Annotated in this window: 13 protein-coding genes; 7 read left to right on the top strand and 6 right to left on the bottom strand. The window is 72.6% G+C overall.

Annotated features, from left to right (window positions below; translation table 11 throughout):
- Positions 1 to 11: 11 nt before the first annotated feature.
- Both O4J56_RS04885 and O4J56_RS04880 read right to left on the bottom strand, forming a co-directional pair.
- Entirely contained in the window at positions 12 to 1,169 is a 1,158-nt protein-coding gene (locus tag O4J56_RS04885; protein WP_270683857.1) for a glycerate kinase, read from the bottom strand.
- Between the two features lie 224 nt (positions 1,170 to 1,393).
- Complete coding sequence (locus tag O4J56_RS04880) at positions 1,394 to 2,275, bottom strand: LysR family transcriptional regulator (RefSeq protein ID WP_270683856.1); 882 nt, start codon at positions 2,273 to 2,275, stop codon at positions 1,394 to 1,396.
- A 234-nt stretch (positions 2,276 to 2,509) separates the two neighbouring features.
- Between O4J56_RS04880 and O4J56_RS04875 the strand changes: the two genes are divergently transcribed.
- The 4 genes from O4J56_RS04875 (at position 2,510) to O4J56_RS04860 (ending at position 5,189) form a co-directional block, all read left to right on the top strand.
- A complete protein-coding gene (locus O4J56_RS04875; RefSeq protein ID WP_270683855.1) occupies positions 2,510 to 3,049 on the top strand; it encodes an AAA family ATPase in 540 nt (179 codons plus the stop codon).
- A 295-nt stretch (positions 3,050 to 3,344) separates the two neighbouring features.
- On the top strand, positions 3,345 to 3,782 hold the full coding sequence (locus O4J56_RS04870; protein ID WP_270683854.1) for a hypothetical protein: 438 nt from the start codon (positions 3,345 to 3,347) through the stop codon (positions 3,780 to 3,782).
- Positions 3,779 to 4,507, top strand: coding sequence for a DUF2306 domain-containing protein (locus O4J56_RS04865; protein WP_270683853.1), 729 nt, complete (start codon positions 3,779 to 3,781; stop codon positions 4,505 to 4,507). Before O4J56_RS04870 ends, O4J56_RS04865 begins: the two co-directional genes overlap by 4 nt.
- Before the next feature lie 244 nt (positions 4,508 to 4,751).
- On the top strand, positions 4,752 to 5,189 hold the full coding sequence (locus O4J56_RS04860) for a hypothetical protein (protein ID WP_270683852.1): 438 nt from the start codon (positions 4,752 to 4,754) through the stop codon (positions 5,187 to 5,189).
- Positions 5,190 to 5,347: 158 nt separating this feature from the next.
- Here the strand turns inward: O4J56_RS04860 and O4J56_RS04855 are convergent, their stop codons facing one another.
- Positions 5,348 to 6,271, bottom strand: a complete 924-nt coding sequence (locus tag O4J56_RS04855) for a LysR family transcriptional regulator (RefSeq protein WP_270683851.1) — start codon at positions 6,269 to 6,271, stop codon at positions 5,348 to 5,350.
- A gap of 121 nt (positions 6,272 to 6,392) precedes the next feature.
- On the opposite strand from O4J56_RS04855, the gene O4J56_RS04850 reads away from it, so the two are divergent.
- Together O4J56_RS04850 and O4J56_RS04845 are read left to right on the top strand one after the other, a co-directional pair.
- Complete coding sequence (locus O4J56_RS04850; RefSeq protein WP_270683850.1) at positions 6,393 to 7,847, top strand: M20 family metallopeptidase; 1,455 nt, start codon at positions 6,393 to 6,395, stop codon at positions 7,845 to 7,847.
- Between the two features lie 30 nt (positions 7,848 to 7,877).
- Positions 7,878 to 9,197: an MFS transporter gene (locus O4J56_RS04845; RefSeq protein WP_270683849.1), complete on the top strand. Its 1,320-nt coding sequence runs from the start codon at positions 7,878 to 7,880 to the stop codon at positions 9,195 to 9,197.
- A 170-nt stretch (positions 9,198 to 9,367) separates the two neighbouring features.
- Here O4J56_RS04845 and O4J56_RS04840 read toward each other — a convergent pair whose 3' ends face one another.
- Positions 9,368 to 10,225, bottom strand: a complete 858-nt coding sequence (locus O4J56_RS04840) for a helix-turn-helix transcriptional regulator (RefSeq protein ID WP_270683848.1) — start codon at positions 10,223 to 10,225, stop codon at positions 9,368 to 9,370.
- A 26-nt stretch (positions 10,226 to 10,251) separates the two neighbouring features.
- Positions 10,252 to 11,025, bottom strand: a complete 774-nt coding sequence (locus O4J56_RS04835) for an SDR family NAD(P)-dependent oxidoreductase (protein WP_270683847.1) — start codon at positions 11,023 to 11,025, stop codon at positions 10,252 to 10,254.
- Positions 11,026 to 11,436: 411 nt separating this feature from the next.
- Here O4J56_RS04835 and O4J56_RS04830 point away from each other — a divergent pair, with 411 nt between their 5' ends.
- Entirely contained in the window at positions 11,437 to 12,501 is a 1,065-nt protein-coding gene (locus O4J56_RS04830) for an alpha/beta hydrolase (RefSeq protein ID WP_270683846.1), read from the top strand.
- A gap of 65 nt (positions 12,502 to 12,566) precedes the next feature.
- Here the strand turns inward: O4J56_RS04830 and O4J56_RS04825 are convergent, their stop codons facing one another.
- Positions 12,567 to 13,589, bottom strand: coding sequence for a zinc-dependent alcohol dehydrogenase family protein (locus O4J56_RS04825; RefSeq protein WP_270683845.1), 1,023 nt, complete (start codon positions 13,587 to 13,589; stop codon positions 12,567 to 12,569).
- Positions 13,590 to 14,009 lie beyond the last annotated feature (420 nt).

Here is a 14,009-nt window from a genome sequence, read left to right as displayed (position 1 = left end):
GGGGATTTTCTTCAGGCGCGGCCGGCGGACCGGCACCGCTCCCGGGCGGTCGCGTGCGCGGCCAGCTCGCGCCCGAGGAGCCGGAGGGCGTGTGCGCTGGCCCCGGGGTCGTCGGCGCACCGCGGGTCGCGGTCGATGAGCGCGTGCACCGCCGCGAACCCGGCGCCGCGCCACTCGGCGGAGCCGAGCAGGCAGCGCCCCACCGCGGCGACCACGGGCACCCCGGCGGAGCGGGCATGGGCGGCGACGACCGCGGGCAGCTTCCCGGCCAGGGTCTGGGCGTCGAGGCTCCCCTCACCGGTGATGACGAGGGACGCGCCCGCGAGGTCGCCGGGCAGTCCGGCCAGCTCCGCGAAGTAGGCCGCCCCCGACACGTGGCGGGCGCCGAGCAGGTACGCGCCGAACCCGATGCCTCCGGCCGCCCCGGCTCCGGGGAGCGACGCGGGGTCCGGCCCCGCGCCCGGGGCGGGCGCGACCGAGGCCAGGGCGCCCAGCGCCTCCTCCAGCAGGGCCGCTTCTGCCGGACCCGCCCCCTTCTGCGCGCCGAACACCGCGACCGCCCCGGTGGGGCCGGTCAGTGGCGCGTCCACGTCCGCGGCGAGCACCAGCTCCACGCGGCGGAGCCGGGGATCGATGCCCGTCGTGTCCAGGTGCGCCACGGAGCGCAGGGCCGCCGCACCGGCGGGCAGCCGCGTCCCGGCCGCGTCGGTCAGCTCGCAGCCGAGCGCGGAGAGCATGCCGGCCCCGCCGTCCAGGGTCGCGCTGCCGCCCGCGGCAAGCACGATCCGGCGCGCGCCTGAGTCGAGCGCGTGCCGGACCATGTCGCCCAGCCCTGCGCTCGACGCGGTCAGAGGCGCCAGGTCACCGCCGAGCAGCTGCAGGCCGCAGGCCTGGGCGGCCTCCACCACGGCGGTGTCGCCGCCCAGGGCGAACCGCGCATCGACCGGATCGCCCAGCGGCCCCCGCACGCGCACCGTCCTCGCGGCGAACCCTGCGCGGAGGCAGGCGGCGACGCTGCCCTCACCGCCGTCCGCGAGCGGCCGCACGAGCACGTCCAGCCCCGGGGCGCCGTCGAGCAGGCCGAGCCGGAGCGCGTCCCCGGCCCCGTCGGCCGTGAGCGACCCCTTGAACTTGTCCGGCGCGACCACCACACGTCTCGCTGCTGCCATAGCCGTTCCCTCGAATCGAGCAGTCCGGGTCCGAATTCCGCGGCGTCTTCGCGGCCGCTTCGGTGAATGCCCTGCCGAGGGCGGTGCGGGCGGTGCGGTTCATTTCCGTGACGGTGCCGTCACCCGCGTTCACCGGTATTCGGCGGTTCTGTATGCAGCGAATTGAAGCAACACTTTCGCTATGGCGTCCAAGACGTAATCCGGGCCATATGTATAGGGAACGCCTATAGGAGTTCCGGTGCCGCGCCCTCCAGGAACGCGGCCGCTGCGGGGGTGATGGGCCCCTCCCGCCGGGCCAGCGCGACCCGGAGGTGGGCGGGCGGTTCGAGGTCCAGGACGAGCAGCCCGGCCTGGCGGGCCAGGGCGGCCCAGGACTCGGCGAGGACGGCGACCCCCACCCCGCTCAGGACGAGCGGCAGGATCACCTCGCGGTGCTCGGTCTCCACGACCTCGGTCAGCCCGACCCCGGCCGCCCGGATGTCCTCGACCAGCCGGCGCATCCCCGTGCCGCGCTGCCCGACGACGACCCGGTGGCCCTCGAGCCGCTCGCGCCGGACCGGGACCCCTTCGGCGAACGGTCCGTCCGCCGGGGCGATGAGCACGAACCGCTGCCGCGCGATCGTGCTCAGCCGGACGTCCGGGGGCAGCGACGCGTCCGGCGTCCCGAGCAGGCCCAGCTCGGCGCTCCCGTTGCGCACCAGCTCGACGGTCTCCTGGGGGGTGAACGCCGCGCGGATGAACACCGAGATGCGGGGGTGCTCCCGGGTGAAGTCGGCGATCAGGCTGCTCAGCGGCTCGACGGCCTGCGAGGGCATCGCCGCGATCTCGACCCGGCCCGTCTGCAGGCCGCCCACCGACGCCACGCCCGCCCGCGCGGCCTCGAGGCTGCGGAGCACGTCCCGGGCGGGCCCGACCAGGGCGCGCCCGGCGTCGGTCAGCACGAGCCCGCGGCCGACCCGGTGGAACAGGTCGCAGCCCAGATGGCGTTCGAGGGCCCGGATCGCCTGCGACAGCGAGGGCTGGGCGACATGGAGCGCGTCCGCGGCCCGGTTGACGCCGCCGTGGTCGACGACGGCGAGGAAGTACTCGAGCTGCCGAACGTTCATCCGCTCAGTGTGTCACCCGGGCAGGCCCCGCCTCCCCGCGGCGACCCCTGCGACCAGGGCCGACGCCCCCTGCATCCCACCGGTGCCCAGGCGCGGGGACGCCTCGGGCCCAGCGCGCACCTCCGTCCCGCCGGACCTGCCGCACGCAGGTACGCTGGCCGGGCCGTGGCATGGCCGGAGAGCCGCCGACCGTCGCAGATGGTCCCCTCCGGGCCCCTCCGAGGAAGGACACGCGTGACCCGTTCCTCCGTCATCCTCATCACCGGGGTCATGGCATCGGGAAAGTCCACCGTCGCGCGGATGCTGGCCGAACGGCTGCCGAAGGCCGCGTACATCCCGGGGGACGTGTTCCGCCGCATGATGGTGTCCGGCCGCGAGGACCCGTCGCCGCACGGGACCCCGGAGGCGCTGTCCCAGCTCCGGCTGCGCTACCGGGCGTCCGCGGCGGTCGCCGACGAGTACGCGTCGGACGGCTGGACGGCGGTGGTTCAGGACGTCGTCCTCGGCGGAGAGCTGGCCGAGTACGCGGCGCTCGTGCGGACCCGTCCCTTGTACGTCGTGGTCCTGGCCCCTTCGGCGCAGGTCGTCGCCCGGCGGGAGCGGGAGCGGCCGAAGTCGGGCTACGGCGCCTGGACCGTCGAAGACCTGGACCGGATCCTGCGCGAGGACACCCCGGCCCTGGGCCTGTGGATCGACACCTCCGACCAGACGCCGGAGGAGACGGTGCAGGCCGTACTGGCCGACCTGGACAAGGCCCGCTGCCCCCACCCGTGACCCGGCCCCGTCGGCGCCTTCGGGATCGGAGGACCCGTCACATGGAGTGCAACCCAGGGGTTGGAATCAAGAGGGAAAACGGCCCTCGACGACGGCGGGCGATGCGCGGGCAATGCTCCGGGCCTTCCCGCCCCGGGGGGTACGCGGTCCTTCACAGGCGTGCCGGTCGAGGCCGCCCGCGACCGGATGTGCGCACGGTGTCCATGGCGTCGCGCGTGTGTACGCAGGATCCCGTACCCGTGGATACTCCTTCTGGTCGACGCCCGCGAGGCGGGGGGCGACGACTCTGGACCCCATGGATGAGACAGGAAACCGAGCGGTCCGGCGCCGCGCCCGATGGGCGACGAGCGGCGGGCTGCTCCTGTGCGCCGCGGGCATCGCCGCGTTGTGGCTGTCGGGGGCCGAATTCCCGGTCGCATTGCCGCCGGGCGGTGGGAACACCGATTCCAGCTCCCGGTCCGAGATCGTCTTTCTGCTGATCGCCGCGCTGTTCATCGCGCTCGCGCGCTGGCGCTGGGCCCCGGCCGTGGGGGCGCTGTTCGGAGCGGTCTTCACCCTGGGCTTCGCGGCCACGCCCGCCGGACTCGACAACCTCCTCGGGGGCTCGGGTGCGGGGATCGCCGCCGCCCAAGCGGTCCAGGTGGTCGGCGAAGCCATGGCACTGGTGGCCGGCGTCGTCGCGGTGGTCGGCAACTACCGGACCGGGGTCCCCGCCCCGGAACCACGGCGATGACGGCCACCGGCCGCGCGTCCCGCCGCACCTCCCGCCGGACGGCGTGGCGGATCGGCCTGCTGTTCCTCGTCGCGGTGGGGGCGGGCATCGCCCTGGTCCTTCCCTATCTCGCGCTGGACCTCGACGCGGGGCGGACGGACCCCCGCAACACCGTGCACGCCGTGCTGCTGCGTGTGCACATCTTCACCGCGCTGATCGCGCTCGTCCTCGGGCCGCTGCAGTTCGCGCCCGCGATTCGGGCCCGGCGGGGGCTGCACCGGGCCATCGGGCGCTGGTACCTGTTCGCCGGAGTCCTCCCGTCGGGGGTGTCGGGGATCCCCGTGGCCCTCCTGGCGGACGACCCCGTCACCCGGGTCGGGCTGCTCATTCCGAGCGTCGGGTGGCTGGTGACGGGCGGGCTCGCGCTCGCGGCGGCCCGGCGGCGCGACTTCGCGGCCCACGCGGCATGGATGACCCGCAACTACGCGCTGACCTTCCTCGCAGTGACATCGCGTGTGGTGGTGCCGCTGCTGCTCCTGGCGCAGCTTCCGCTCCGCGACAGCGTCTACGGCGGCTCGATGGAGGCGCTCATCGACGCGAGCATCCCGATCGGCCAATGGCTCGGCTGGATCATCAACCTGGTCATCGCCGAGGTCCTCATCCGCAGGCGCCCGAGAGCGCTACGACGGTCCGCGTCCACGGCCGAATCCGGACACGGCCGCGCGCCGGAGGCCTCGGCCGATTGAGCCTGGGACCATCCCGGTCAGAGGGCTCGGCCTGATCGACCGCCGTCCGCACGAGCGCCACGTCCCCGCCGTGTTGTCACATTCGGACGCGTCCTGCAGTCGTATCCGGCGTACAGGACGAGCCACGGCCGCTCGGACGGGCGGTCGCGTATGGACGGATGGGACATGGATGGGACATGGAGTCGATCCCGCTGACAGGCGGAACCGTGACGCCCGGCCGGTCGCTCGCCGGGGAAGGTGCGCGATGAGCGGCGCACGAGCGAGGGTGGTGCAAGGCGGACTGCTGTTCCTCACCGGAGTGTCCGCCGTACTGGGCGGCGTCATCTTCCTCTGGCCCGAAGCGTTCTTCGGCTTGAGGTGGGTGAACATGGGCATGGCGTACAACCCGCACCTGCTGCTGGACTTCGGGGCCAAGAATCTGGCGGTGGCCGTGTTCCTCGGCGGTGCCGCGGTGACCATGAACCGGGCGTTCGTGCGCACCGCCCTGGCCGCTTACTCGGTATGGGCGGTGGCGCACTTCCTGATCCACCTGCAGTACTGGTCGCATTTCGCGGAACACGCTTCGGCGGCCGAGGCCAACCTGCTGGTGGCGGTCCTGGGCATCACCGCGGTGATCCCCGTGGCGCTGTTCGCCCTCACCTACGGGGCGGCGTCGCCGCCTCCCGACTCCGGCGCGCGGTGATCACGGCCGCCCGTCGGGGGCGGCGGGGGCCAGGCGGTTTACCGGCCGGGGCACCATGATCGCCTCCATCCCCATGCGGCCCGACCCGGACCGGTACGAGGCGCTGGCCGGCTTCGCCGCGCCCGGGGGAGTGAGCCCGCTCGACTTCACCGCCGCCGTCAGGACCCTGCCCCGGGAGGCTGGTCCTCGACCGGGGGGAGCCGGGAGACCAGGAGGTTGATGAAGTCGGCCACCGCAGGACTCCTGCGGCGGCCGATCATCGTCTGGATCTGGGCGCGGCGCTGGTCGAAGACGGGGTGGGCCAGAGGGACGTGGACCAGGCCGCTGTCCGGGCCGCTGGCGATGCCCAGACCGCTGACCAGGGCCGCTCCTCCACCGGAGCGGACGAACTCATAGACCGGGGCCAACCGGTCGCACTCCAGGGCGATGGTGGCCTCCACCCTTTCGATGCGGGCGGCGATGTCGAACAGCTCGCGCTGGCTGGCGCCCTCGGACGACAGGGCGAGCGGGTGGCCGCACAGTTCGGCGAATCCGACCCGGGACCGGGAGGCCAGGGGGTGGTCCTCCCTCACCGCGGCGTAGGTGGGCACCACGGCGGAGTGGTCGACGGACACGTCCTCCTGCCGCCCGATGGCGAAGGTGGCGGCCACGTCGGCGTCCCCCTCGGCCACGCGGCGGGTCGCCTCCTCGCGGCCGACGACGTCGAGGCGGAAGGTGATCGCGGGGTGGATCCGCCTCAGTCGGGACATCGCCTGCGGCACCACGGAGTGCGCGAAGCCCTCGGTGCAGGCCACGGCGATCCTGCTGGACCCGGCGGGGTCCTGGGCGCGGATGTCGGCCAACAGCGCCGAGGCGTCCAGCTCGCTGCGGTGGACGTGGGCCAGCAGCCGGCGGCCGGCCTCGGTGAGGGTCATCCCCCGAGGGTGCCGGTGGAACAGCGGGCGTCCGATCTCCGACTCCAGCTTGGCGATCTGCCGGCTGATGGAGGAGGGCGTGATGTGGTGGTCGGCCGCCGCGACGGCGATCGAACCGGTCCGGGCGACCTCACGGAAGTAGCGCAGGGCGGCGGGGACGAGGGGCACTGTGCACCACCGGCATCGTTGCGTTGACTGCAAGGCAGGCACCGAAAATCGGCATTGGTCGCAACTGTACGCCCGCGGTTAGTCTCCTGGCACACCCGCAGCACTACCAGGGGCAACGAACATGGATCGCACCACCGTCACCGCAGCGGCCAGGGAGTACCTCGACTCAGGCGCGTTCTTCACCGAGCTCTCGGGGCTCGTCGCCTACCCCACGGAGAGCCGGCGCCCCGAAGGGAGCGTTGCGCTGAAGGCATACCTGTGCGACGCGCTGGGGCCGATCCTCGAAGAGCTGGGGTGCGCCGTCACCCTCGCCGCCAACCCTGTCGGCACCGGCGGCCCGTTCCTCATCGCCACCCGCGTCGAAGGCGAGGAGCTGCCCACCGTCGTGTGCTACGGGCACGCCGACGTCGTCGATGGCCAGGCGGGCCAGTGGGGCGACGGCCGCGACCCGTGGACCCTCACCGCCGTCGGGGACCGCTGGTACGGCCGGGGCACGGCCGACAACAAGGGCCAGCATCTGATCAACCTCGCCGCGCTCCGGGCGGTCCTGGCCGTACGGGGGCGCCTGGGGTTCAACCTCACGATGCTCTTCGAGACCGGCGAGGAGATCGGTTCGCCGGGCCTGGCCGAGTTCGTCCGCGACCACCGCGACGAGCTCCGGGCCGACGTGATGATCGCCTCGGACGGCCCCCGGCTCACCGCTCCGACCCCCACCCTGTTCCTCGGCGCGCGCGGCGGGGCCACCATCGAGCTCGACGCGGACCTCCGCCCCGCCGACCACCATTCGGGCAACTGGGGCGGGCTGCTGCGCAACGCCGCCACCACCCTCACCGGCGCCATCGGCACGCTGGTCGACGGGCACGGCCGCATCGCCTGCCCCGCGCTGCTCCCCGAGCGCCTGCCCGACCCGGTCCGCGCCGCGCTGTCCCGGGTGCACCTCACCACGTCTCCGGACGGGGGCGCGATCGACACCGGCTGGGCCGACCCCGGGCTCACACCGGCAGAACGCCTGTACGGGTGGAACGCGCTGGAGGTCCTCGCGCTCGACGCCGGGGACGCCGACGCCCCGGTCAACGCGATCCCCGGCCGTGCCCGCGCCGTGCTGCAACTACGGTTCGTGGTCGGCACCGACCTCGACGGCATGGCCCGGTCCCTGCGCGCCCATCTCGATGACCAGGGCTACCCCATGGTCGGCGTGCACATCCCCCAGGCGTTCCCCGCCAGCCGCACCGACCCCGACCACCCATGGGTGCGCTGGGCGGTCGCCTCGCTGGAACGCAGTGCCGGCGGGCCGGTGACCGTCCTGCCCAACATCGGCGGCTCCCTGCCCAACCACGTGTTCACCGACATCCTCCAGGTGCCCACGATCTGGATGCCGCACTCCTACCCCGGGTGCCGTCAGCACGCACCCGACGAGCACCTGCTGGTGAGCGTTGCCCGCCAGGGCCTGGAGATGGCCACGGGACTGTTCCACGACCTGGGGGCGGCGGGCGAGGGAGGCCCGCCGCCTCCGCAGGCGTCCTCCGCGACGGGGCCGAGGAGCACCGGCTCGTCCGATACACCCGTCCCGCGCTGACCCCCCGTCCTCACCCCCCTTGGGAGAACCATGTCGCCCGCCGCCCCGACTCCCCCGTCCCCGTCTCCGTCGCCGGACTCCAAGGCCCCGAAGCCCGCCACGCGGCCGGTCCGCGTGATCGCGGCGGCCACCATCGGCAACGCCCTGGAATGGTTCGACATCGCGATCTATGCGATGCTCGCCATCTACATCGGCCGCACCTTCTTCCCCGACGCCGACCCCGGTGTCCAGCTCGTGCAGGCCTTCGGCGTGTTCGGCGTCACCTATCTGATCCGTCCACTGGGCGGGTTGCTGCTGGGCTCCTACGCCGACCGTCGAGGGCGTAAGAAGGCCCTCGTCCTGAGCATCCGGCTGATGGTCATAGGGACCGGCATGATCGTCGTCATGCCCGGCTACGACGCCATCGGCCTGTTCGCGCCGCTGGGCATCGTGGTGGCGCGCCTCACCCAGGGCTTCGCGGCCGGTGGCGAGTTCGGCGCGGCCACATCGATGCTCGTCGAGCAGAACGGTCGGCGGCGCGGCTTCCTGGGCAGCTTCCAGTTCGCCAGCCAGGGCATGGCGACGCTCCTCGCGGCCGGGTTCGCCGCCGGGCTGACCTCGCTGCTGTCGGAGGCGGACATGACGGCGTGGGGCTGGCGCATCCCCTTCGCCTTCGGCCTGCTCGTGGGGCCGGTCGGCTACTACATCCGCCGCCATGTCGACGACTCCCCGGCGATGGCCGATGCCGAGGACGGCCCCGAGCGGGTGTCCGCCCAGCTCGGTGGGCTGTTCCGCCACCAGTGGGGCGGGCTGCTGATCGCGGGCGGCGTGCTCGTCGTGTCGACCGCGCTGAACTTCATCCTGCAGTACCTGCCCACGTTCGGCATCAGCGAGCTGGGGCTCTCCCCCTCCTTCTCGTTCCTCGCCCTGGTGATCACCGGGGTGATCCTCACCTTCGTCACGCCGCTCGTCGGCCAGGCCGGCGACATGATCGGGCGCGTCAGGATCATGCTTCCCGCCGCCCTGCTGATCGGGGCCTCGGTCGTTCCGCTGTTCCTGTGGCTGACCGCGGCCCGCAGCTTCGGTGTGCTGGTGGTCGTCATGGTCGTCCTGGGACTGCTGAAGGCGCTGTACTTCGGGGCGCTGCCCTCGGTGATGGCCGACGCCTTCCCGGTCCGGTCGCGGGCCACCGGCCTGTCCTTCAGCTACAACACCACCGTGGCGGCCTTCGGGGGGTTCACACCGACGATCGCGGCCGCGCTCGTTGCCGCCACCGGTCGTCAGGAGTCGCCCGGCTACTACCTGTTGGCCGTCTCCTTCGTGAGCGTCGCCGCCCTCCTGGCAGCAGTACGGTGGCGCGGCATCCGCTGACACCACACCGGGCCCGGCCGCGACAGCGCGAACACGGCGACGGCTCAGGGCTGCTTCTGCATCCGGTGTTTACCCCGGTCGAGAGAAGGCGCGCGAAGCGAGGAGCTTCAAGCTCTGGGAATCCGAGGTCTCCTGATTGCGGGACGTGCCGTTCCTTCCGGCGGTGCCGGTCAGGACCTGTCCTCGGCGTGGAGCGGGGCCGCCAGGCCGGCCAGCAGACGCATGGCCTCGGCGGTGCGGGACCCGGCCTCGACGGTGAAGACGATCATGACCAGCCCGGGGTCGGCGGAGAGCTCGAAGGACTCGTAGCCGAACTCGAGGTCGCCCACGTCCGGGTGGGTCAGGAGCTTGGCCCCCGAGCGGTGGCGGAGCACGTCATGGGAGGCCCACAGGGACGCGAACTCCTCGCTCTGCGTGGTGAGGGTGCCGACGATCTCGACGAGCCGCCGGTCGTGGGGATCGTTCGCCGAAGCGGCGCGGAGGAGCGCGACGACGTCGTGCTTGGCGACGTCGAGGTCCCTGTGGAACCCGGGCGCGGCCGGGTCCAGGAACAGCCAGGTCGCGTAGTTGTAGTGGTCCCGCGACCCGTCGGCCGGAAGCGAGTGCAGCGCCCGTCCGATGCGGTTGAACGCGAGGCGGTCCAGGCGCGCGTTCTGCACCAGCGCCGGCGTCTCGATCGAGTCGAGCACGCTCTGGACCCCGGGCCGTACGGTCGTCCGGTTCGACCCCTTCCGCGGGACGCGGCGCCGGGTGACCTTGACCAGGTCGAACAGGTGCCGGCGCTCGTCCTCGTCGAGCCGCAGGGCACGCGCGACGGCTTCGAGGACCTCGCGGGAGGCCCCGGAGATCCGGCCGCGCTCGAGTCTGGCGTAGTAGTCGGCGCTGACCCCGGCGAGGTGCGCGACCTCCTCACGGCGCAGGCCGGGGACGCGGCGCGCCCCGCCGTAGCGGGGCACACCGGCGTCCTCCGGCGAGAGCCGGGCTCGCCGAGAGGTGAGGAAGCCGCTGATCTCGGACCGGGGATCCATGCGAACCGGGCCCTTTCCGTCTGCGCTCAGTGGGTGGTGTAGCCGCCGTCGACGGGGAGGGCGACGCCGACGACGAGGCTCGCCGCGTCGCTGCACAGCCACAGTGCCGCGGCGGCGATCTCGTCGGCGGTGCCCAGGCGGCCGATGGGCTGGTCCTGCATGATCGCGGCCATCGCCTCGGCCTGGCCCTCGAGCATGCCGGCGACCATCGGCGTCTCGATCACGCCGGGGCAGACGGCGTTGATGCGGATGCCGCGCGGGGCGTACTCGACCGCGGCACTCTTGGTCAGGCCGATCACGCCGTGCTTGGACGCGTGGTAGGCGGCGCGCTCCGGGAGGCCGACGAGGCCGCCGAGGGAGGAGTTGTTGACGATCGCGCCGGAGCCTTGAGCGCGCATGTGCCGCAGCTCATGCTTCTGAGCCGCCCAGACGCCGCGCAGGTTCACGGCGTTGACCCGGTCGAAGTCCTCGGCGGTCTCCTCGGCGGCGTCCGAGGGCGGGGCCTGGACTCCGGCGTTGTTGAAGGCCATGTCGAGCCGTCCGAAGGTCTCGACGGCCCGGTCGACCGCGGCGGCGACCTGCGCCTCGTCGGTGACGTCGCAGGCGATGCCGATCGCCCGGCGGCCGGCGTCGACGAGGTCCCGTGCGGCCTTCTCGACGGCGTCGGCACTGCGGTCCAAGAGCGCGACGGCGGCTCCGTTCTCGGCGAAGCCGCGGGCCGCGGCCAGTCCCATGCCGGAGGCCGCTCCGGTCACGAGGGCGGCCTTGCCGGTGAAGTCATAGGTCGGTGTGTTCGCCATCCGGTTTCTTCCATCTTTCGTCCTGTGGTTCACGAAGAGCCTTTCCTTGCAGGTCAGGCCCCACTTCTTCAACGTTAGGACCGGCGCTCGGCGCTTACCAGGACCTGTTGGACCATGGCTCGCCCCGGCTCGGCCGCACCACCGCGCCGGCGGCCTCCGGAGGGAGGGCCTGGCGGACCGCGGTCGTGCAGGTCCTGTTTCCGTCGCTCGGCCCCGCATAGCGTCGAGGCGGCTGGAGCCGCTCGGAGGCCCGCCGTGAATGCGCGAGGCCGTGAAGGGGCACCGACCGAGCCTCCTCCTCACCGGCCGCAGGGCGACGACGACCTTCTTCAATGGCCGCTCAACCGCCGACCGACGTCAACGGCGTCGTGGCCCCGCACTCCCAGACCCGTGCAGAAGGAAGCGCACACGATGACGAAGACCCCTATGGCGATCGATCGCCGTTCGCTGCTCCAGGCCACTGCGGCCGCGGTGCTGCTGAGCGGATGCTCCGGCACCGGTTCAGGAGCGAAACCCGCGACCGCGTCGGCGGCCGCCGACGACAAGACCGGCCATGCCGAGGGCTCGGAGAGCGTGACCTTCCCGAGCGGCCCGGCCACGATCTCCGGCAACCTGTACCACCCGCCCGGCTTCGACGAGTCCCGGACGTATCCCGCCATTGTGGTCTCCCACCCGTGGGGCGGTGTCAAGGAGCAGACCGCGGGCCTGTACGCCCGCTCGATGGCCGAGCAGGGATTCATCACGCTGGCCTACGACGCCGCCCACTACGGCGAGAGCGAGGGGCGGCCGCGGAACATGGAGGACCCCGCCCACCGCGTCCGCGACATCCGCAGCGCGGTCACCTATCTCAGCAACCACCGGCACGTCGACGCGGACCGGATCGGGACCCTCGGCGTCTGCGCCGGCGGCGGCTACACCATCGACGAGGCCCAGACCGATCTGCGCGTCAGGGCCGTCGCCACGGTCGCGGCCTACGACATGGGCGCCGCTGCGCGGGAGGGGATCGACGGAGCACCGGTCTCCTACGAGCAGAGGATGGCGCAGCTTGAGGAGATCGGTGAGCAGCTGACCCGGGAAGCCGGCGGCGACCCGCTCGTCGAGCAGCTCGTCCCCGGCCCCGACCAGCAGACCGACGACACACCGTCCTTCTTCCGCGAAGCCGCGGACTACTACCTGACGGACCGCGGCGGCCATCCCCGCGCGGAGAACCGCTACGTGGTCACCAGCGTGGGCCTGCACATGGCTTACTTCCCCTTCGCGCAGATCGAGACGATCTCCCCCAGGCCGCTGCTGCTGATCGCAGGGGAGAACGCCGAGACGCTCCGGTTCAGCCGGACCGCCTACAAGGCGGCGAAGGAGCCCAAGGAGCTCATGACCGTGCCCGGGGCTTCGCACTTCGACCTCTACGACCGACCACAGTACGTCGAGCCGGCGGTGGAGCGGATGGCGGAGTTCTTCGCCGAGCACCTGGCCTGAGTGCGCCGGTCACCCCGGTGCACCGCGAGCGCGGCGCACCGGGGCGGCGGTCTCAGCGGCGCGCTTCAGGGCTTCAGCAGCACCTTGACGGCCCGCCGCCGGTCCATCGCCTCGAAGCCGTCGGCAGCCTCCTCGAGCGGAAGAGTGAGGTCGAAGACCTTGCCCGGGTCGATCTCCCGCTTCCAGATGAGGTCGATGAGCTCGGGCAGGAAACGGCGCACCGGTGCCGGGCCGCCGGTGAGGTCGACGAGGGCGAAGAACAGCTCGTCCCCCGGCAACGCGACGTCGTGGGAGACGCCGACGTAGCCGACGTGCCCGCCCGGCCGGGTGGAGCGGATGGCCTGCATCATCGATTCCTGCGTGCCGACCGCCTCGATGACCGAGTGCGCTCCGAGACCGTCGGTGAGTTCCTTGACCCGCTCCACGCCCTCGTCGCCGCGCTCGGTGACGATGTCGGTGGCCCCGAACTCGAGGGCGAGCCTCTGCCGGGACTCGTGGCGGGACATCGCGATGATCCGTTCGGCTCCCAACCGCTTCGCGGCCAGGACCGCCATCAGGCCGACCGCGCCGTCGCCGACCACGGCGACCGTCCTGCCCGGTCCGGCCTCGGCGGCGACGGCGGCGTACCAGCCGGTGCCGAGCACGTCGGAGGCCGCCAAGAGCGAAGGGACCAGGTCCTCCTCGGGTTGACCAGGGGTCGCGACGAGAGTGCCGTCCGCCAGCGGGACGCGCAGGTACTCGGCCTGTGCGCCGAGGGTGCCCATCAGCACGGCGTGAACGCAACGGGACTGGTAACCGGCCCGGCAGATGTCGCAGGTGTTGTCCGACGCCCAGAAGGAGCCGACGACGAAGTCGCCGACCTTCACCGTCGTCACCTCGTCGCCGATCTCCTCGACGACGCCCACGTATTCGTGGCCCATCGGCACCGGTCCGTCGACGGGCTCGACGCCCCGGTACGGGTGCAGGTCCGAACCGCACACGCAGGCGGCCGTGACCTTGATGACCGCGTCGGTCGGCGCTTCGATGACCGGCTTCTCGCGGTCCTCGACCCGGACGTCCCCAGGTGCGTACATCAGTGCTCCGCGCATGGCGAAGCCTCCTCTCGGATCACAAGCGGTGGCATTCGTCGCCGGAGACGCGCTCAAGCCGGGCGTCAGCCGTGGCCGGGCCGTAGGCGTCCTCGGCGATCGCAGGCTGCTCCACAGCGCCGTCGGATCGCTCCGCCGGGTTCTTCACGCTCGTCGGCTCCGACGGGACCGGCGTCTTCCCCTCTTCATCCCGGGCCCTCGGCGAACTGGGAGCTTCGCACCTTCGACGCTACGCCGACCGCCCGCCGCGAGACAGGACCTGCCAGACCATGTCTCATCCGGTGCCGCCGCGTCCTGCGGGAGCTCGGGCCCAAGGTGCTGCTCACCGTCTCCGGCACCCCCGCCGAAGACCCGGATACGGCTCTGGAGCGGACGATCGGCCAGCACAACGGGGCCTTGGCGCTCGCAGAGCGCCTCCGG

The organism is Nocardiopsis endophytica, assembly GCF_027706725.1.
Classification (GTDB): Bacteria; Actinomycetota; Actinomycetes; order Streptosporangiales; family Streptosporangiaceae; genus Nocardiopsis_A; species Nocardiopsis_A endophytica.
This window is presented reverse-complemented; position numbering and strand designations above follow the sequence as displayed.